This is a genomic window from Megamonas hypermegale, assembly GCF_900187035.1.
GTDB lineage: Bacteria > Bacillota > Negativicutes > Selenomonadales > Selenomonadaceae > Megamonas > Megamonas hypermegale.
The window spans coordinates 1,731,756-1,751,249 of the sequence record NZ_LT906446.1 but is presented as its reverse complement, the minus strand read 5'-3'; the positions used below and the strand labels follow the sequence as shown (position 1 = coordinate 1,751,249).

26 protein-coding genes are annotated in these 19,494 nt (G+C 33.7%); 25 read left to right on the top strand and 1 reads right to left on the bottom strand.

The features are described 5' to 3' along the window. Positions 1-16 precede the first annotated feature (16 nt). The 22 genes from CKV65_RS08535 to CKV65_RS08430 all read left to right on the top strand — a co-directional run bounded on the left by CKV65_RS08535 (position 17) and on the right by CKV65_RS08430 (position 15,480). Positions 17-397: a hypothetical protein gene (locus tag CKV65_RS08535; RefSeq protein WP_027890033.1), complete on the top strand. Its 381-nt coding sequence runs from the start codon at positions 17-19 to the stop codon at positions 395-397. Positions 398-510: 113 nt separating this feature from the next. Beyond that, complete coding sequence (atpB, locus tag CKV65_RS08530) at positions 511-1,185, top strand: F0F1 ATP synthase subunit A (RefSeq protein ID WP_027890032.1); 675 nt, start codon at positions 511-513, stop codon at positions 1,183-1,185. A 35-nt stretch (positions 1,186-1,220) separates the two neighbouring features. Next, complete coding sequence (atpE, locus tag CKV65_RS08525; protein ID WP_027890031.1) at positions 1,221-1,472, top strand: F0F1 ATP synthase subunit C; 252 nt, start codon at positions 1,221-1,223, stop codon at positions 1,470-1,472. A gap of 39 nt (positions 1,473-1,511) precedes the next feature. Further along, entirely contained in the window at positions 1,512-2,015 is a 504-nt protein-coding gene (gene atpF / locus CKV65_RS08520; RefSeq protein ID WP_027890030.1) for a F0F1 ATP synthase subunit B, read from the top strand. After that, entirely contained in the window at positions 2,009-2,548 is a 540-nt protein-coding gene (locus CKV65_RS08515; RefSeq protein WP_027890029.1) for a F0F1 ATP synthase subunit delta, read from the top strand. Before atpF ends, CKV65_RS08515 begins: the two co-directional genes overlap by 7 nt. A gap of 28 nt (positions 2,549-2,576) precedes the next feature. Next, entirely contained in the window at positions 2,577-4,091 is a 1,515-nt protein-coding gene (gene atpA / locus CKV65_RS08510; RefSeq protein ID WP_027890028.1) for a F0F1 ATP synthase subunit alpha, read from the top strand. A 17-nt stretch (positions 4,092-4,108) separates the two neighbouring features. Beyond that, on the top strand, positions 4,109-4,960 hold the full coding sequence (gene atpG / locus CKV65_RS08505; protein ID WP_027890027.1) for an ATP synthase F1 subunit gamma: 852 nt from the start codon (positions 4,109-4,111) through the stop codon (positions 4,958-4,960). 15 nt (positions 4,961-4,975) lie between these two features. Beyond that, on the top strand, positions 4,976-6,388 hold the full coding sequence (atpD, locus tag CKV65_RS08500; protein WP_027890026.1) for a F0F1 ATP synthase subunit beta: 1,413 nt from the start codon (positions 4,976-4,978) through the stop codon (positions 6,386-6,388). Positions 6,389-6,391: 3 nt separating this feature from the next. Then, positions 6,392-6,817, top strand: coding sequence for an ATP synthase F1 subunit epsilon (gene atpC, locus CKV65_RS08495; RefSeq protein WP_027890025.1), 426 nt, complete (start codon positions 6,392-6,394; stop codon positions 6,815-6,817). Between the two features lie 70 nt (positions 6,818-6,887). Continuing rightward, entirely contained in the window at positions 6,888-7,349 is a 462-nt protein-coding gene (locus CKV65_RS08490; protein ID WP_231922663.1) for a NanQ anomerase/TabA/YiaL family protein, read from the top strand. 20 nt (positions 7,350-7,369) lie between these two features. Then, positions 7,370-8,089 (top strand): purine-nucleoside phosphorylase, encoded by a 720-nt coding sequence (gene deoD / locus CKV65_RS08485; RefSeq protein WP_197695407.1) that lies wholly within the window; start codon positions 7,370-7,372, stop codon positions 8,087-8,089. A gap of 76 nt (positions 8,090-8,165) precedes the next feature. After that, positions 8,166-8,909 (top strand): hypothetical protein, encoded by a 744-nt coding sequence (locus tag CKV65_RS08480; RefSeq protein WP_162141198.1) that lies wholly within the window; start codon positions 8,166-8,168, stop codon positions 8,907-8,909. Between the two features lie 211 nt (positions 8,910-9,120). Further along, on the top strand, positions 9,121-9,315 hold the full coding sequence (locus CKV65_RS08475) for an antitoxin VbhA family protein (RefSeq protein ID WP_027890021.1): 195 nt from the start codon (positions 9,121-9,123) through the stop codon (positions 9,313-9,315). Between the two features lie 39 nt (positions 9,316-9,354). Further along, positions 9,355-9,537: an antitoxin VbhA family protein gene (locus CKV65_RS08470; RefSeq protein WP_027890020.1), complete on the top strand. Its 183-nt coding sequence runs from the start codon at positions 9,355-9,357 to the stop codon at positions 9,535-9,537. Positions 9,538-9,560: 23 nt separating this feature from the next. Further along, a complete protein-coding gene (locus tag CKV65_RS08465; protein ID WP_169711915.1) occupies positions 9,561-10,295 on the top strand; it encodes a Fic family protein in 735 nt (244 codons plus the stop codon). Positions 10,296-10,608: 313 nt separating this feature from the next. Continuing rightward, on the top strand, positions 10,609-10,812 hold the full coding sequence (locus tag CKV65_RS10830; RefSeq protein ID WP_036254619.1) for a hypothetical protein: 204 nt from the start codon (positions 10,609-10,611) through the stop codon (positions 10,810-10,812). 187 nt (positions 10,813-10,999) lie between these two features. Further along, positions 11,000-11,842, top strand: coding sequence for a hypothetical protein (locus tag CKV65_RS08455; RefSeq protein WP_027890691.1), 843 nt, complete (start codon positions 11,000-11,002; stop codon positions 11,840-11,842). A gap of 339 nt (positions 11,843-12,181) precedes the next feature. After that, the gene (locus tag CKV65_RS08450) at positions 12,182-13,000 is read left to right on the top strand and encodes a hypothetical protein (protein ID WP_027890690.1); all 819 of its coding nucleotides are present in this window, start codon (positions 12,182-12,184) and stop codon (positions 12,998-13,000) included. Next, a complete protein-coding gene (locus tag CKV65_RS08445; protein WP_027890689.1) occupies positions 13,001-13,189 on the top strand; it encodes a hypothetical protein in 189 nt (62 codons plus the stop codon). Positions 13,190-13,256: 67 nt separating this feature from the next. Then, positions 13,257-14,066: a hypothetical protein gene (locus tag CKV65_RS08440; protein ID WP_095197706.1), complete on the top strand. Its 810-nt coding sequence runs from the start codon at positions 13,257-13,259 to the stop codon at positions 14,064-14,066. Positions 14,067-14,119: 53 nt separating this feature from the next. Beyond that, entirely contained in the window at positions 14,120-14,632 is a 513-nt protein-coding gene (locus CKV65_RS08435) for a helix-turn-helix domain-containing protein (RefSeq protein WP_095197679.1), read from the top strand. Continuing rightward, a complete protein-coding gene (locus CKV65_RS08430; protein WP_157738442.1) occupies positions 14,587-15,480 on the top strand; it encodes an IS3 family transposase in 894 nt (297 codons plus the stop codon). The genes CKV65_RS08435 and CKV65_RS08430 overlap by 46 nt, the downstream gene beginning before the upstream one ends. A gap of 454 nt (positions 15,481-15,934) precedes the next feature. On the opposite strand, the gene CKV65_RS08425 is transcribed toward CKV65_RS08430, so the two are convergent. Then, positions 15,935-16,870, bottom strand: a complete 936-nt coding sequence (locus CKV65_RS08425; RefSeq protein WP_027890676.1) for a hypothetical protein — start codon at positions 16,868-16,870, stop codon at positions 15,935-15,937. A gap of 79 nt (positions 16,871-16,949) precedes the next feature. Between CKV65_RS08425 and CKV65_RS08420 the strand changes: the two genes are divergently transcribed. From CKV65_RS08420 to CKV65_RS08410, 3 genes are all read left to right on the top strand, one after another. After that, complete coding sequence (locus CKV65_RS08420) at positions 16,950-17,507, top strand: amidase domain-containing protein (RefSeq protein ID WP_081654875.1); 558 nt, start codon at positions 16,950-16,952, stop codon at positions 17,505-17,507. 67 nt (positions 17,508-17,574) lie between these two features. Further along, positions 17,575-18,387: a hypothetical protein gene (locus CKV65_RS08415; RefSeq protein ID WP_027890674.1), complete on the top strand. Its 813-nt coding sequence runs from the start codon at positions 17,575-17,577 to the stop codon at positions 18,385-18,387. 30 nt (positions 18,388-18,417) lie between these two features. Then, positions 18,418-19,485: a hypothetical protein gene (locus CKV65_RS08410; protein ID WP_095197705.1), complete on the top strand. Its 1,068-nt coding sequence runs from the start codon at positions 18,418-18,420 to the stop codon at positions 19,483-19,485. Positions 19,486-19,494: the final 9 nt, after the last annotated feature.

The following is a 19,494-nucleotide window of genomic DNA, read 5'->3' as shown; positions in this document are numbered from 1 at the left end:
GAGAAATAAAGCTGAGATGAAGGAATTTTTATCTGTACGTGGTAAAAAATTGCTGCTACAGATTTTAGTTTGTACTATTATAATAGCAGGTTTTTTAGCAACGTATGGCAAATTACAACTATTAACAGGTGTATTTACGGGTTATTTGTTGGCTGTGATTTGCGTATGGGTCATGGTTTATCGTACATGGCGAGCATCTCATCTAAGTGTGGGAAAAGCTAAAGGCCAAATGTGGCTCAGTTTGATTATGCGTCTTTTGATAATTTTTATAGTACTAAGAACGGCTATAATGCGTTCAGAAGAATTATTTTTTGCCGCAGTTGGTGGTTTTTTCTTAGCTTTTATCATATACATGATACACTTGATGATTTTTGTTTATCATAAGAATATGGAATAATATCTTGTTATTTTAGATATTGTCTGTATATAGCTGGATTTCCAGTGCAAATATAAAGTAAAGAGAGGTGAGGACACTGTTACTTATGTAATGTATAAGCGGCAGTGGGGAAAATGCATGAAATCGGTGTGCGTGAAGTAGTCACTTATGCTGGCATGCAATTTAACATTGAAACGTTAGAAATGACATGGCTGGCAATGGCAATTGTCATCATCATCGCATTTTTAGCCACAAGAGGACTTAAAATGGTTCCTTCAGGTTGGCAAAATGTAATTGAGATGGTAATTGTTTGGCTAAATGAACAGATTGGCACTACAATCGGTTCACGCGGACAGCTTGTGGCACCATTTTTAATCACGCTGTTTCTGTTCTTATTGGTATCAAACTGGATTGGTCTTATACCAACACTGGCATCACCAACAAACGACTTAAATACTACATTAGGTTTAGCTTTGTTGGTAATAGTAATGTTGCATGTATTGGGACTTTATTATAAAGGCTTTAACTACATAAAACATTTCTTCCAACCAGTAGCACCATTTGTAATTATCAATTTGATTGAAGAAATAGCAAAGCCTATTACACTCGCTTTCCGTCTATTTGGCAATATTTTAGCAGGCGAAATTTTAATTATAATTTTACTTTTGTTAGTGCCAGTATGGATGCCGGTGCCTAGTGTTGTTTGGCTTGCATTTAGTTTATTTATTGGTGCAGTTCAAGCATTTATATTTACTATGCTCTCTATGTCTTACTTAGCAAATGCTATGAAAGACGATGAAAAACATTAATTAAATTTTTTTAAATCTAAGGAGGATTTATTTCTATGGAAAACGCAATTATGGTTATGGCAGCATTGATTGGTGCAGGTATTACAATGGGTCTTGCTTCTATCGGTGCAGGTATTGGTGATGGTCTTGTTACTTCTAAATTTATCGAAGGTATCGCTCGTCAACCAGAAGCTAAAAATACTTTATTCATGAACACTCTTATTTCTGTAGGCTTAATCGAAGCTATGCCTATCATCGCAACAGTTATTGCTTTGATTATGCTTTATGCTAATCCACTTATTCAATAATTTTAGGATATTTGATGTTTGGCATAAGGGGGCAATAAATTGATTGATATCAATATGACTCTTGTGGCTCAAGTTCTTAACTTTCTTATTTTAGTAGTGATTTTAAGATTAGTGGCATATAAGCCAATTATGAAAATGCTTAAAGCACGTGAAGAAAAAATTGCTAAGAGCATTGATGCCGCAGAAGCAGATGAAAAAAAGGCTAAAGAATTGCTCGAAGCGTACAATAAACAATTAGCTGATGCCCGCATTCAGGCACAGGAAATTGTAGATAAAGCTATGAAACGCGCACAAGAAGAACGTGATGCTAGTGTAGCTGAAACAAAACGTGAAATCGAACAGATGAGAAAAGCCGCAAAAGAAGACATCGCTAGAGAACGCGACCGCGCAGCAATGCAATTGCGTGCGGAAATGGTGGCTTTATCCATGCAAGCAGCTGGAAAAATTGTTGCTGCTAATATGGATAATAAAGCAAATGAAAAAATGGTCAGCGACTTTATTGACCAATTAGATAAAGATAAAATAGGTGAATTGCCATGCTGAATTTACAGTTAGCAAAAAAATACGCTGTGGCAATGTTTGAGCTTGCTCAAGAAGAAAATAAACTGGTGGAATATGGCAAACAGTTAGAAGAAATTAGACAGCTTTTTGCCGCAAAGCCAGAACTTAAAGCTTTTATGGGCAATCCACAAATTCAGCCCAAAGCGAAAAAAGAACTGCTAAATAAAATTTTCGGCAGTGATATTGAAAAATCAGTGCATAATTTTATGTTATTGCTGGTGGATAAACGTCGCATTACTATAATCGAAGAAATAGTCGGTGAATATCAAGCTCTGTCTAATGAAGTTTTAAATATCGCAGTAGCACATGTTACTACTGCTGTTGCATTAAAAGAAAAGCAACAGAAAGCCTTAACTGCAAAATTAGAAGCTATTACCGGCAAACATATTCAGCTGAGAACACATATTGATAAATCTATTATCGGCGGTGTTGTTGTAAAAATAGGCGATAAATTGATTGATGGTAGTGTAACCAGCAAGATTAAATCTTTAGAAAAGCAGTTAATGGCAAACTAAGTTATTTAAGTGGGGTGACAGAGTCGTTATGAAAATGAATCCAGAAGAAATAACAGCCATTATCAAAGAACAAATTAAAAATTATAATGTTGATTTAAACGTTGATGATGTAGGTACTGTTATTGAAATCGGTGATGGTATTGCACATATTCATGGCTTAGACAAAGCGATGGCAGGAGAACTGCTCGACTTTGGCAATGATATATATGGTATGGTCCTGAACCTTGAACAGGACAATGTCGGCGCTGTTTTATTAGGTGGCGACACAAATATCAAAGAAGGCGACATAGTAAAACGTACTGGTAAAATCATGCAGGTTCCAGTAGGTGAAGCTATGATCGGTCGTGTTGTAGATGCTCTTGGCCGTCCAATTGATGGTAAAGGCCCTATCAATACAACACAAACTCGTCCAGTTGAATATCCAGCTCCAGGTATTGCTGATAGAAAATCAGTTAAAGAACCTCTTCAAACTGGTATTAAAGCTATCGATGCTTTAGTTCCAATTGGTCGTGGTCAGCGTGAACTTATCATTGGTGACCGTGGTACAGGTAAAACTGCAATTGCTGTAGATACAATTCTTAACCAAAAAGGTCAAAATTGTATTTGTATTTATGTAGCTATTGGTCAAAAAGCTTCTACTGTAGCACGTGTTGTTAAAATATTTGAAGACCATGGTGCTATGGATTATACAATCGTAGTAGCTGCTACAGCTGCTGATAGTGCACCACTTCAATACATGGCTCCATACTCTGGTGTAGCAATGGGCGAACATTTCATGTATCAGGGCAAACATGTACTTTGCGTATATGATGACCTTTCTAAACATGCAACAGCTTATCGTGCAATGAGCTTGCTCCTTCGCAGACCACCAGGACGTGAAGCTTATCCAGGGGACGTATTCTACTTACATTCTCGTCTTTTGGAACGTGCAGCTAAATTGAGTGATGAACTCGGTGGCGGTTCTATTACAGCTCTTCCAATCATTGAAACATTAGCAGGCGACGTTTCCGGTTACATTCCAACAAACGTTATTTCTATCACAGATGGTCAGATTATGCTTCAGACAGAAGCTTTCTATTCTGGTATCCGTCCAGCTATCGATGTTGGTCTTTCCGTATCTCGTGTAGGTGGTAGTGCACAGATTAAAGCTATGAAGCAGATTGCTGGTCGTATGCGTCTTGACCTTGCTCAGTATCGTGAACTTGCAGCATTCGCTCAGTTTGGTTCTGACCTTGATAAAGCTACAAAAGAACAGCTCGACCGCGGTGTTCGTATGGTTGAAACATTAAAACAAGCACAGTATTCTCCACTTAAAGTTGAAGACCAAGTACTTGTAATTTACACAGCTGTACGTGGCTTTTTAACAGATGTACCTGTTGATAAGGTTGTTAAATTCCAAAATGATTTCCTTAAATTTATGAATTCTAATCATCCAGAAATTGGACAGACAATCGCTCAGCAGAAAAAATTGGATGACGCATTAGAAGAATCCATTAATAAAGCTATTGAAGAATTCAAATCAACATATTCATATAATAAATAAGCAGTGAGGTGATTTAATTGGCTAGTTTACAGGACATACGCCGCAGAATGAAAAGCGTAAAAAGTACACAGCAAATCACTAAAGCCATGAAGATGGTTGCTACTGCTCGTTTGCGCCGTGCTAAAGAAGCGGCCGTATCCAACCAACCTTATGCAGATAAGATGTATGAGGTTATTGCCGATGTAGCCTCTAATGCAGGAAGTTTTTCACATCCTTTGCTGGAAGTACGTGAAGAAGGTAAAGCTTTATATGTTGTTTTAGCTTCTGATAAAGGTCTTGCTGGTGCTTATGCAAGTAATGTATTTAAAGAAACATTAGCTCATATTAAAGATAAAAATAATACATCTGTAATTACAGTAGGACGTCGCGCTAAAGAATATTTTGTGCCTCGTAAATATGATGTATTGCATTCTTATATGGGTTTTACAGAACGTCCAGAATATCAAAATGCTAGACAAATAGCTATAGATGTTATTGAACGTTTTGTCAAAGGCGATTTTAAAGAAGTATATCTCGTGTATACTAAATTTATTTCTGCTATTTCAGCAGTGCCACAGGTAATAAAATTATTACCATTTACAGCACCAAAGACCTCTCATAGTGAGCCTGCTGCTGAATATATTTATGAACCATCTGCGCAAGAAGTACTCGGATATTTATTGCCGCAGTATATTGTTACAATGATATATTCTGCATTATTGCAATCAGCGGCAAGTGAACTCAGTTCACGTATGAATGCGATGAGCAATGCAACAGATAATGCTGAAGAACTCATCTCTAAACTCAATTTGCATTATAATAAAGTACGTCAGGCTAACATTACTCGCGAAATTACTGAAATCGTGGGTGGCGCGGAAGCTCTGAAGTAAGGAGGTTTCACCTAAGTGGCAAAAGGTAAAATTGTACAGGTTATTGGACCTGTTGTTGATATAGAGTTTCCGGCAGAAGCTTTGCCGGGAATTTTGAATGCGGTAACTATCAAAGGCAAATCCGGTGATATTGACATAGATTTAGTCGTTGAAGTTATGCAGCATTTGGGAGATAATGTTACACGTTGTATTGCTATGAGTTCTACAGATGGTTTAACTCGTGGCATGGAAGCAGAAGATACAGGTTCTTCTATTAAAGTTCCTGTAGGTGATGCTACTCTTGGCCGTGTATTTAATGTACTTGGTAAAACAGTAGACCATGATGATACTCCAGTTAATAATAAAGAATTTTGGCCTATTCATCGTCCTGCTCCAAAATTTGATGAACAAGAAACATCTACTCAGATTTTGGAAACAGGTATCAAAGTAGTTGACCTTATCGCTCCATATTCTCGCGGTGGTAAAATCGGTTTGTTCGGTGGTGCAGGTGTAGGTAAAACAGTTCTTATCATGGAACTTATTCATAACATTGCAACACAACACGGTGGTTATTCCGTATTCACAGGCGTTGGTGAACGTACTCGTGAAGGTAATGACCTTTGGAACGAAATGAAAGAATCAGGCGTTATCGATAAGACAGCTCTCGTTTATGGTCAGATGAACGAACCACCAGGAGCTCGTATGCGTGTAGCTTTAACTGGTCTTACTATGGCAGAATATTTCCGTGATGTACAAAATCAGGACGTGCTTTTGTTCATCGATAATATTTTCCGTTTCATACAGGCTGGTTCAGAAGTATCCGCACTTTTAGGTCGTATGCCATCAGCCGTTGGTTATCAGCCAACACTTGCTACTGATGTAGGTTCACTTCAAGAACGTATCACTTCTACAAAGAAAGGCTCCATCACATCTGTTCAGGCTGTATACGTACCAGCCGATGACTTGACAGACCCTGCTCCAGCAGCAACATTTGCTCATTTGGATGCAACAACAGTATTGTCTCGTCAGATTGCTGAACTTGGTATTTATCCAGCCGTTGACCCACTTGATTCCACTTCTCGTATCTTAGACCCTAATGTAATCGGTCAAGAACATTATGAAGTAGCTCGTGGTGTGCAGGCCATTTTACAGAAATACAATGAACTTCAAGATATCATTGCTATTTTAGGTATGGAAGAATTATCCGATGAAGATAAACTCACTGTATCTAGAGCACGTAAAATTCAGAGATTCTTATCTCAGCCATTCTTTGTTGCGGAACAATTCACAGGTACACCAGGTAAATATGTACCATTAAAAGAAACAATCCGTGGATTTAAAGAAATTTTAGCAGGCAAATATGATGACTTGCCAGAAAGTGCTTTCTACATGGTTGGCAGCATTGATGAAGTTGTTGAGGCAGCAAATAAAATGAAGAAGGAGGGATAATTTATGGCTAAAATAAAGCTGGAAATTATTTCTCCTAATAAGGTAGTGTATTCTGCTGATATTGATATGTTAATCGTTCGCTCAATTAGTGGCGACCTTGGCATATTGCCGAAACATGCTCCACTTTTAGCTGGACTTGTACCACATGCAATGAAGGCAATAATTGATGGAACAGAAAATCTCATCGCAGTCAGCGGTGGTTTCATGGAAGTACAGCCAGATAAAATCGTTGTACTTGCAAGTGCAGCAGAACTTCCTATCGAAATTGATATAAATAGAGCTAAAAGAGCATATGAACGTGCTAAAAAACGTTTGGAATCTTTTAATCAAAATCCAGAAGTAAATATTGACATTGATACAATTCGTGCTCGTGCGGCAATGGCACGTGCCAAAGCTCGTCTTGTTGCTACAAAAACAGATGTTGGCTAATCGAGTCAATAGATGAATTATAGCGGTTGATAGCATTAGCTACAGCCGCTATTTTTATTTTAGAGGTGATATGATGATTAGCATGAATATAAGAGATATAAATGATTTATCATGGAATGAAGACATAAAATATTGTTTAGATTTCTTTAAAAATAATGATATGGCAAATTTTGCCCCTGGAGATTATGAAACAGATAAAGCATATGTAAGTTTGCGTATTGATGAGTATGAAACGCAAATAGCACAAGATAGATATTGGCAGGCACATAAAAATCATATAGATGTATATATTTTAATTCATGGACAAGAACGAATTGATGTTAAAAATATAGAAGGATTGAAGATGTATCATTATGATAGAAGTGGTGATACAATGATGATTGAAGAAACAAGACCTAATAATATCAATTTATTGACAAAATATGGAGATATAGTGATATGCTATCCGAAAGAAGCTCATAAAACAGGAATTCATGTGGAATTGCAGAATAAATTTAAAGTGGCTCTATTTAAAATTGATATAAATAGATGAAATTTGTAGAAAGAAGGATGATTATGAGTAATCATATTGAAGCTAAAAAAGGTGATATTGCAGACGTTGTATTATTGCCAGGGGACCCATTGAGAGCAAAATATATCGCTGAAAAATTTTTAGAAAATCCAGTTTGTTATAATCACATTCGCAATATGTTTGGTTATACAGGCACATATAAAGGCAAAAAAGTATCAATTCAAGGAACAGGCATGGGCATACCATCTATTTCCATTTATACACATGAATTGATTTGTGATTATGGTGCTAAAAAATTAATTCGCGTTGGTACTTGTGGCGGTTTAAAAGATGATGTGCATATCCGTGATGTAGTAATCGCACAGGGAACAACAACAGACAGTGGCATTGTTGTTAGAACTTTTGGCGCTGGACTTAATTATGCACCAATCGCCGATTTTGAACTTTTAGGCAAAGCTTATCACAATGCAAAAAAAATGAATATACCTGTAAAAGTAGGCAATGTTTATTGCCAAGACCGTTTTTATGATGAAGAAGTTGATTTACAAAAACTCATTCAATACGGTTGTCTTGCTGTAGAAATGGAGTCAGCTGCACTTTATATGCTCGCAGCTCGTCATAATGTTAAAGCACTTGCTATTTTCACTGTAAGCAATCATTTATTTACTGGTGAAGAAACAACTGCTAAAGAACGTGAACAATCTTTTGATGATATGATTAAGATTGCACTTGAAACAGCTATTGATGAAAGAAATATCTAAATAAAAAAGCCAAAAAGAGGACAATTAAACATTGAACTGCACCTCCAAAAGTTGTTTTTTTTGTCCAACTTTTGGGGTGCAGTTCAAACTGGCTGCACTTAGCCGAAAAAACAATGAACTAACCAAAAAAAGAAATGAAATCGGAAAGCGCCTCGGCAGCTATAAAACAACACTTACCAATAATCCGGAAAGATACAATGTGATACTTTCTGAGCTGAAAAAGCAAAATGAAGAAACTATTACTAAAAATAAAGCGTTGTATTCCCGCTATAAATACGATATACTTCAAATGCAAAAATATAAATCCACGCGTGAAAAACTGTCTAAAGAACAAGCGGATACCATACTTTTCAGCGAAAAAATCGCGTCTCAATTAGGGCACAAAAACAAGTTAAACGGTACAACTTTTATAAAAGATTTACCGTTTGCCGTAAACAACAACAACATATATTTTTTCACGGAGCAGAAAAACAATATCATCAAAGCTGTTAAAATCGGTGATGATATCGTTAAGGGCAAAGTGCCGGTATATTATTTGAAAGTTGAAAATGCTAATATAAAATCTGTTTCTAAAAGCGATGAGATGGCTTATCTTTATGCGCAAAAAAATCAGACTGTAAGCATGAAAAACCTTCATCCGGTTATGCAGGAGGCTTATAAAAAACGCAGTCAGTCCGTTGCAGACAAAATCTCCAAAATTGCCGATAATCTTGTTAATGACAATATGCAACAATCCAGGGCAAATTGGCAGGAAAACGAGCAGACCACCGACAAGACAAAACTAGCTGAAAAAAAGATGTATAATGAATGGAGTTTATAAAAAATACTTTATTTTTCTTTGCAAGTGTTGTATTCTAATTATAGTAATTCACATGTTTGCCGCGACCTGGTATGCGGAATATAAAAGTCCAGGATATCAAATTATGTACTAAGAAGCCTTATCTATTGATAAGGCTTTTCTTGTTTTAATAGGAGTTTTAAATGTTGCAACTAAAATCGTTCAGATAGCAAAATGAAAGGAAATAATAAAAATGACCAATAATGAGCTTAGAGAACTTAGAAAAAATGTTATTTCTGTTATGAAAAGTTTCGAATTAGAAGGTTTTGTTTATACAGAAGAGGAAAAACGTGTTTTTGATAAAATTGCTAATGGAGAATTATCTTTAGATGAAGGAAGAGCTATTTTCATGCAGGATTTGACTAAAAAATATGGTACTAAACTTTAATTTTTTTATCATGAAATATCAGTGTGTGGAGGATACAAAATGATTAGTATAACAGAACGTAAACGCAGATATGAAGATCTTGCTTATGCAATGGGAAGTTGTGAAATGGAAGGTTGTATTTTTACTGCCGAAATTCGAAAACTTTATGAACGATATGCTAATGGAGAATTATCTTTGAAGGAACTTGGTGATGAAATAGACAAAACATTACCGAAAAAATAGGAGTTTATATGAGCGAAAAAGATATGGAAGAAAAGGAAGGTTTATATATTCCAAGAAGATTAATTGAATTAAAAAACCATCCTATAGAAGGAAATTTTGATTTAAAACATTTATGTAAAATCAATCAATATCTTTTTCAAGATTTACCTAAGTTAGGCGGAAAATACGAGCGATTTTATAAACCTGGGCAATATATAACTGAATTATTGCCATGGAAAACATGGATGAAGCATCGTCCTATTCCAGGAACATCGAAAATTTCTAATATTGTTTATTCAAATATGGATAAAATAATTATAAATGAAACACAAGCTTTTTTGAAAAAGAATATTGATATTAATAAAATGAAAAAAATGCAAGTAAAAACATTTGTAAAAAAAATGACGGAAATCTATTCTAAATTAGATTATTTACATCCATTTAGAGATGGTAACAGTCGAACAATTAGAGAATTTACTCGTGAACTTGCTTTAAAAGCAGGATTTAAAATGAATTGGGAAAAATCCAATTTAAATCAGCATACAAGAAACGAATTATATATAGCTCGTGATTTAGCTGTTAATAAAATTGCCCATGATAGAGCTTTTAGTATGGAACTGAAATATGATATTGAAATGTACATGAAGCCGTTTAAAGATTGTAAAAAGTTAGAAGAAATTTTAGCCGAAAACATAGAAAAAATAAAAGTTCGCAAGCAGAAAATAGTGATGAAGTTTCCGGACAAGGATAAAAGTAATAATCGCAATATAGGACGCTGACTATATACAACATATAGTATTTTTTCTTTCGGCCGTGAGATATAAAAACTATATTTAGTATATAAAGGATATAAAATGATTAGTAAAGCAGAATAAAAGCAGGTGATATATTGAAATACTTATCAGGTATATTTGCTTTGAATTTGATGTGTGATTTAGATACATTCGGCGCTGGCATACATCAGCGATTGATTGGAAAAAACTAAAGTTTTGGGATAGCAGTCATAGTATATGGGGCGATTACGGTATAGAACAAAACAGAACTATTCCGGAAAACAAAGGAAAATTTAATGTTGCTAATCATATCAGAGCATTGCTTGATTTAATCAGTATAGGATATTTTCCTACAGCACAGGGAATGCGGGATAATTTTATCTGCAACGATAAATATACGCCGGAGATTTTTTCTAAAGTCAGTATGTTAAAAAACAACGAAAACTGGCCGGCAATAGATAAATTTATGGGTAAAGAATATATGATGCAATGGGTAAGATATAAAAAAGAAGTTGAGTTATAAGGGAAAGGCTTATCATAATAAATGATAAGCCTTTTTGTGTAATTATTACAGTTATCATATGTATTTATTGTGTATGTATGATGATTACTAATTAAAATTTAATTTATTTTTAAATCAGATATAATATTTTTATAATATAATTTTAATATGAATTAAATATACTATTTTATGAAAGGTGGAAAACCGGATGATTAATCGATTAATTATTCTTATGACTGTATGTTTAATGTCGTTTAGCGCAGTGGCAAATGCCGATTCGCCTAAAGCAAAAGAAGGTGATAATCTGCCGCCGTTGGTTATTGAAACGGATAATCTGACCTATGCCGGGGCTTTTATCGATTGGAGTGGTTCTCCTGGAATAGTTGCTCAAAAAAGTGTATCGCTTCATAAAGAACCGGCTGATAATAGTCCTATCGTCGGCATTGTTCCCGGATATACTTCATCAACAATAGTTAAGCAGGAGATGTTTCCCATCGTAGGTGTTAAAGCTTATATTTATCCTCGTATGGGAAAAACAAAGATTATTGCTTCACCAGAAAAGGCAAAACAATCTGCCGCTTTAACAAATACAGCTGATGTAAATATTGGAGATGATATTTATGTAATTTATAGTGAAAAAAGCGGACTTAAAAGTGTTGTATGGTATAAGGGAAATTTTATCGTAGTACCGTCTAGTGGTATAAAAATACCATATATAAATTCCAATCCGGAACAAAACTATTACCAAGGTTATACCTATGCTGTTTATGAAGGATATTCTACTAATAATGATATTGTAAATGAACCTGTTAGATACGGTGGATATTATGATGACGGAAAACGATATCTTATAACACCGCCTGTTTGTAGACGTAATGCAGATATTTGGCTTCAATTGGAAATGCCCGATAAAGTAACCGGTTGGGTACAAATAACAGATGCATATGCGGGAGCAAATGCACAGCCTGATTGGTGGAAATGTTACACAGGATTTTCATTAGACTGTTTTACTGGATTTTCACCAGATACTCATAAGTTACTTACAAACTAATTTTATTAATTTAGAATGACAAATACACACCAGAGATTTTTTCTAAGGTCAGTATGCTGAAAAACAGCGAAAACTGGCCGGCAATAGATAAATTTATGGGCAAAGAATATATGATGCAATGGGTACGATATAAAAAAGAGGCTGGGTTATAATAGAAAGGCTTATCATAATAAATGATAAGCCTTTTTGTGTAATTATTACAGTTATCATATGTATTTATTGTGTATGTATGATGATTACTAATTAAAATTTAATTTATTTTTAAATCAGATATAATATTTTTATAATATAATTTTAATATGAATTAAATATACTATTTTATAAAAGGTGGGAAACCGGATGATTAATCGATTAATTATTCTTATGATTGTATGTTTAATGTCGTTTAGCGCAGTGGCAAATGCCAGTCCATCTGAAACAAAAGAAGGTGATAATCTGCCTCCGTTGGTTATTGAAACGGATGATGTGAAATATACAGGAATAAATATTGATTGGTCTAAAAATCCTTCAATAAGAACAAGAGAAGATATTATCTTGTATAAAGAACCATCATTAAATAGTTCTACAGTAGGAAAAATTTTAGCGAATGAACGAGTTTCAATACTTAAAACAAAAGCATATATTTATCCGCGTATGGGAAAGACAAAAATTGTGAACGATATAAATACAGATTTGATATTGAGTGGTAACATTGATAATGTACCTAAAATAGGTAATACAGTCTATTTAATATATTATTCCACAGAAACACCAGCTGTTATTTGGTATGAAAATAATTTTTTTATTATATCTAATAAAAGCATAAAAATGCCCGATAATTATTTAACAAATAAAGACGTAGAGAATTTTTCTGCTATATATGAAGGTTATATAAGTGAAAAAGATACATCTAATGATTTTAAACCGTATCAGGAATATGTTATTTCTGGAGATAATATTGGAGAATCAGTTGCTTGGAAAAATATATTCTTCGGATATAATTATCGTCGAAATGCGGATGTATGGCTTTATCTGGAAAACGCTAATAAGAAAAAAGGATGGGTACAATTTTCTAATGCGTATTTAGGAGCTAATGAACAGATTTGGTGGAGACAACAATTTTTAGGAGATGCAGAAGGTTTTAATAATGATGTTATTAATTTAAAGGAGGAAATGTAAATGCCTAATATTATTAATGAATCAAACGTTTATAATTATAAAGATAAATTAAAATATCCGGAACAAGGTATAGATAATATTTCTTGTAAGATTAATACAAATGAATTTTTATTTTATTCAAATAATCCAGAAAAAATATATAACAAAGATTTAGCCGATAACGGAAAATGGCTTTGCGAGAAACCATAACAGGCAATGGACAGATATATACTTGGCATGAAACGAATATGAAGGAACGATAACATCACTTATTTTGATGTATAATCCAACCGACAAAGAAATTGAAATAAACTTTACAAATATAGGTACTACTATTGACCCGAATTGGATTTCTGACGTATATGCTTGGAGAGATTATCTTACAGCCGCTAACAGTCCGGTAAAAATTACACTTTCTCCTTATGAATATGCTAATATTTTTAGCAGACAGATACCGGCATACTGTAATTTCGGTGTTATAAGCAGAGTATCAATTACAGATAAACAAGGCAATCCTGCAGCAATTACTTTCTTTGATTTGGCTTATGTTGATGAAACTAAATCTGGAAATGCTACTGAACCAGCACAAGCAAGTGTTACTGGAAATAAAGCGGACCCGCATAGGGGCGTAGGAGCTGGTTTTTATGAAACGTTCACATTAAATTTATCAATGAGTTCATCTGAACAGGATAAGGCAAAGGTTATTTCTTTTGGTAAAGATAAAACGACTGATACAAGTAATGACGGAGATTCATTTGATGGAAAAGATTTAATCCAGATGACGGATTCTTCCGGACAAATTAAAATTAAAGGATTAGCAGGAAATTACGGTGTACAAATGGACGTAAGACTTAAATTTACTAACAATACCGGTAATACAGGCAATTTCAAAGTTGTTATGTCGAGTTCAGGCGGGAAAATTTATCCCTTTGTTTCACTTAACGGAGTATTTGCTTATCCAGGAAGAAGGATTGAAACTGCAAAAGTTTTGATGGAAATGATAGATTTAGGAACAATAGAAAATGGAAAATCTGTTTCGGTAAATTTCTTTACAGCATTAACAGCTGTATTCACAGCACCTTTTTGAACTGCACCCCAAAAGTTGGACAAAAAAACAACTTTTGGAGGTGCAGTTTTTTTATGACTAAATACTCAAATGAATTTAAAGTTAAAGCAATTAAAATGGTTTTAAAAGGAGATTCTATTTATCATGTAGCTAAAATTCTAAACATGCCAAATACAGCTTCTCTTCGCAGATGGATATTTCATTATGAAAATGGTGGCATTTCACAACTTCTTCATAAAAATCGTAAATATACTCCTATCTTTAAGCAAAAAGTTATTGAATATAAATGGCTACATCATTTATCATTAAATCAAACAGCAGCCAAATTTTCCATTCCTAATACTGGTACAATTTCTACATGGGAAAAGTTGTATCGTTCTTATGGATTTTCTGGTTTGCTTGCTAAGAAACGAGGTAGACCATCTATGAAAAAATCTAAATCTAAAAATAAGGTTAACAAACCTAAAAAAGAACTTTCTTATGTTGAACAATTGGAACAAGAAAATTATCAATTAAGGATGGAAAATGACCTATTAAAAAAGTGGCATGCCTTAATGAAGCAATGGGAAAAGGAAGGAAGACACTAGTTTTAGTAATTGCTAAATTAAGGAAAAAATATACTCTAAAAGCCCTATTAAACTATACAAAATTAGCTAAAAGCACATATTATGATGCATTAAAAAAATTATCAAAAGAAGACAAATATAAAGGATTAAAAACATTAATTCATAATATTTGTAATAAAAATCATGGAAGATATGGATATAGAAGAGTAACTTTGCAGCTGCATAAACAAGGAATAAAAGTCAATCATAAAGTAGTTATGAGATTGATGAAAGAAGAAAATTTAACATGTAAAGTAAGAGCAAAGAAATATAAATCATATAGAGGGCAAGAAGGGAAAATAGCCAAAAATATATTAAATAGAAATTTCAAAGCATCAAAACCAAACGAAAAATGGGCAACAGATGTAACAGAATTTGCATTATGTAATGAAAAAATATATTTATCACCAATAATAGATTTATATAACGGAGAAATAATAAGTTATAAAATATCGAAAAGACCAATACTAAAGCAAGTATTAGATATGGTAGAAGATGCAACAAGAAAGATAAAAGAAACAAAAGGAATAATTCTACATTCAGACCAAGGATGGCAGTATCAGAATAGAAGATATCAGAAGTTATTAAAAGAAAAAGGCATTATCCAAAGCATGAGCCGAAAAGGAAATTGCTTAGATAATGCCGTAATAGAAAATTTCTTTGGTTTGCTAAAAAGCGAATTATTCTATTTAAAAAAATTTAAATCCGTTGAATATTTTATAAAAGAGTTAAAATCTTATATAAAATATTATAATACAAAACGGATAAAGATAAAACTAAAAGGACTTAGTCCCGTAGAATACAGAACTAAGTCTCAATTAGTAGCTTAATTAATATGTCCAATATTTTGGGTGCATATCAAAGTTGAATGAACAGCTTTATAGGTCTTTTTTAGCGTATCTCATAATGGTATAATAAAAAACAAGGCAAATATTATATTTATCTTGCTGAACCTGTCATTTATATGATGGGAGGTGATAGCATGAGTTACAATGATATGATTATGCTGATTATTGATATTGTTGTTACCAGCAACATATCAACAATATTGGCATTTATCGCTGTACTTGCTGTTATCGCTTTTATGCTTAAAGACTAATTGTCGATAAGTATAGTCAGCCACTTTTGAACGATAGCGACTTTATTCACCTATAAGATGAATGATAAGGTATCAGCACGTGTCGGAAGCGTAAAAAAGAAAATATAATACTTGCCGTTTTGTTTTTATTATTATAAATTCATTATAGCGCATGAAAAAACATAAAGCAAATAGATGAAGCGATATTATATTTGATGAGTTTCATATAAATAATTAAAGTATTTTTCATAGAATGCAGGCACTCCGTCGACAATATCCTGTACGGAGCTTTCATCAACTGCCGTGTCTTGCCATACAGTTAGTTTTCCGTCATTTGTTACAGCGGTTGGCTCACCGAAGTTTTTGGTGAAACCGCGCTGTATAAGATAGTATTTGGTGAAGTTATCATACTGCTGTTTAATGGAATTTGTCTTTTTATCAAAAAACAGACCGATTTTGTACAATTTATCATTGTAGATATATAAAATAATAAACGGTTCATCAGGCGAATATTTTTCTGTTACTGGTAATACGTATGATTTGTAATATTTACCGCCATAGCCGGAATATTTCAGATTGTAGATTTCATTTATTTTGGTCAAGTCATCACCCCATGTTAAGGGAAAAGCATTATTCAAAATATCATTGTAGATATAATGGTATGGCGGATTGCTTTTAGGAAGTGTAGCAGAAGATACGGTTTGGGGCGGCTTCTGGTTTTGCCATGTTAGGGTATTGCCGTCTTGACTGATTATGACGGTAGATAATGGTAGTATTTTATTCAGACCGTTTTTTATGACATAATATTTGGAAAAATTATCGTACTGTTGTTTTTGCAGATTAACCTGTTTGTTGAAATACAAAGAGACGGTATACAATTTATCTTCATCAAAATAAAATGTCAGCGACGGTTCATCTTGAGCTAAAGATAAGGTGTATACGGAAACAGAGCCTTCGGAACTTTTAAGCTGTAAATCGTATTTTGATAGAATATCATCTATATCCATATACCAGGCAAGATAATATCTGTTGTGCAGTAAATCTTCATAGATATCGTCAGTGCCGTGTTCTGTAGCAGAATTGGCAAAGGCGATATTTATGGGCAGCAGTAATAAACTAAAAATTATTAGAAATTTTTTCATAGATAAATTCCTCCAATCTAATGAAATATAGGGCAAATAAAACTGTTTTTTATTTCCAGTCAGAAGATACAGGCTCAATATAATTAATAATATACCATGTATTTTCAAATGCAGAGAAACTAAATGTAATCGGTTACAAAGAAAATCTGGGAGGTGCAGTGCCGATGTATTAGATAGAAAAATAGTAGTGGAATATGCGTTGAATTATGCTCTTGTACCCAATATCGGTTCAGAAGATGATTTCTGGTTTTTCGTGCAGGACGGTACAAATTTTGTATCGCAATGCTGGTATACGGGCGGAATTAAACAAAACAGCGGTTGGCACTGGCAAAATCGCAAACACCATACAAAGTCATGGACAGATATGAAAAAGTTTGTGCAATATATGACAAAATATTCAGCTTATTATTCTGATAATAATAAACCTGTTGCCCGGATTTGTCGAGATAAAAATTCAGTCCGAATGGGAGATTTAATTCAGTTCAGAAATAATGCTGATATTTGGTATAAATTGGCAATTATCACTGAAATAAAAAACAGCGAGATATATTATGTACAGCATAGCCCAAATTGTTTGGAACATAGATTGAGTGAAGACAATGCAAAAGAAATTCGCTTTATCTGTGCAAAAAATTGAAATATGAATACAGTTTTTCATCATTTTCTAATATATAGAGAATATAATGATAATAGGAATTCTATTTATGATTAGAAAGAAAGGCTGTGATTGTATGTTTAGGAAATTAGCTATGCTATTATGTTTCGGTATTTTGTTAAGTTTCAGTGCGGTAAGTGCTCAGGCTAATGATGAATTGCCGCCGCTTGTAATTGAAACGGATGATGTAAAATATGCAGGGATAATGTTGAAGTTGGATAAGAACCCGACTATAACGGCACGACAGGAAACAGCTATTCATAAAGAACCTTCACCGAATAGCCCTGTAGTAGGAACAATGCAGCGAAATGATAAAGTTTCAATTATAGGGGCAAAAGCTTATATTTATCCGCGTATGGGAAAAACCAAAATAATAAAGGATATTACTTTGACAGATGAGTTTGGCAATGAAAAAATTTTAAAACCAGGGGATATTATGTATTTGATATCTTATAATATGTATGGCTCATATACTGTTTGGTATAAAGGTACTTTCTTTAGATTAGAATCATATGAAATAAAAATGCCTGCACCATATTTTGCTAGAAGTGCGTACCATCGTAAAGAAATATGTGCCGAATATGAAGGATATACAAATAAGCAGGATGTAGAAGCTGATTTTGAAATGTATATAGAATATCCGAATGACAACCGACGTACACCAATGAGTACATGGTCATTTGTAGAAGGAAATGAGTTTAGATGCAATTCCGATATATGGCTTTATGTGGAATTACCGGATAAAGTAACAAGAGGCTGGGTACAATTACTAAATGCACATTTAGGTTCAAAAACATATAAACAGATATGGTGGAGACAGCCTAATGTAGATGATAGGGAAAGTTTTTATTTTGGTTATTAAGAAAAAATTTAATTTTAGGAGTGAATTTATATGGCTAAAATAGTAGATAAGTTTGATGAATATAGTTTAGAATTAATATATCCTACAGACGAAGAAAAGAAAAATAAAATTAGTTGTGCAGTAAATACAAATGAGTTTTTATTTTACTCAAATAATCCGGAAAGTGTATATTATAAGGATTTTGCTGATAGTGGAAAGTTTTTTTGCCGTGAAACAGTCAAAGGCAATGGTCAAATATATACTTGGCATAGAAACGAATATGAAGGAACGATAACATCACTTATTTTGATGTATAATCCAACCGACAAAGAAATTGAAATAAACTTTACAAATATAGGTACTACTATTGACCCGAATTGGATTTCTGACGTATATGCTTGGAGAGATTATCTTACAGCCGCTAACAGTCCGGTAAAAATTACACTTTCTCCTTATGAATATGCTAATATTTTTAGCAGACAGATACCGGCATACTGTAATTTCGGTGTTATAAGCAGAGTATCAATTACATATAAACAAGGCAATCCTGCAGCAATTACTTTCTTTGATTTGGCTTATGTTGATGAAACTAAATCTGGAAATGCTACTGAACCAGCACAAGCAAGTGTTACTGGAAATAAAGCGGACCCGCATAGGGGCGTAGGAGCTGGTTTTTATGAAACGTTCACATTAAATTTATCAATGAGTTCATCTGAACAGGATAAGGCAAAAGTTATTTCTTTTGGTAAAGATAAAACGACTGATACAAGTAATGACGGAGATTCATTTGATGGAAAAGATTTAATCCAGATGACGGATTCTTCCGGACAAATTAAAATTAAAGGATTAGCAGGAAATTACGGTGTACAAATGGACGTAAGACTTAAATTTACTAACAATACCGGTAATACAGGCAATTTCAAAGTTGTTATGTCGAGTTCAGGCGGGAAAATTTATCCCTTTGTTTCACTTAACGGAGTATTTGCTTATCCAGGAAGAAGGATTGAAACTGCAAAAGTTTTGATGGAAATGATAGATTTAGGAACAATAGAAAATGGAAAATCTGTTTCGGTAAATTTCTTTACAGCATTAACAGCTGTATCCACAGCACCTTTTTGAACTGCACCC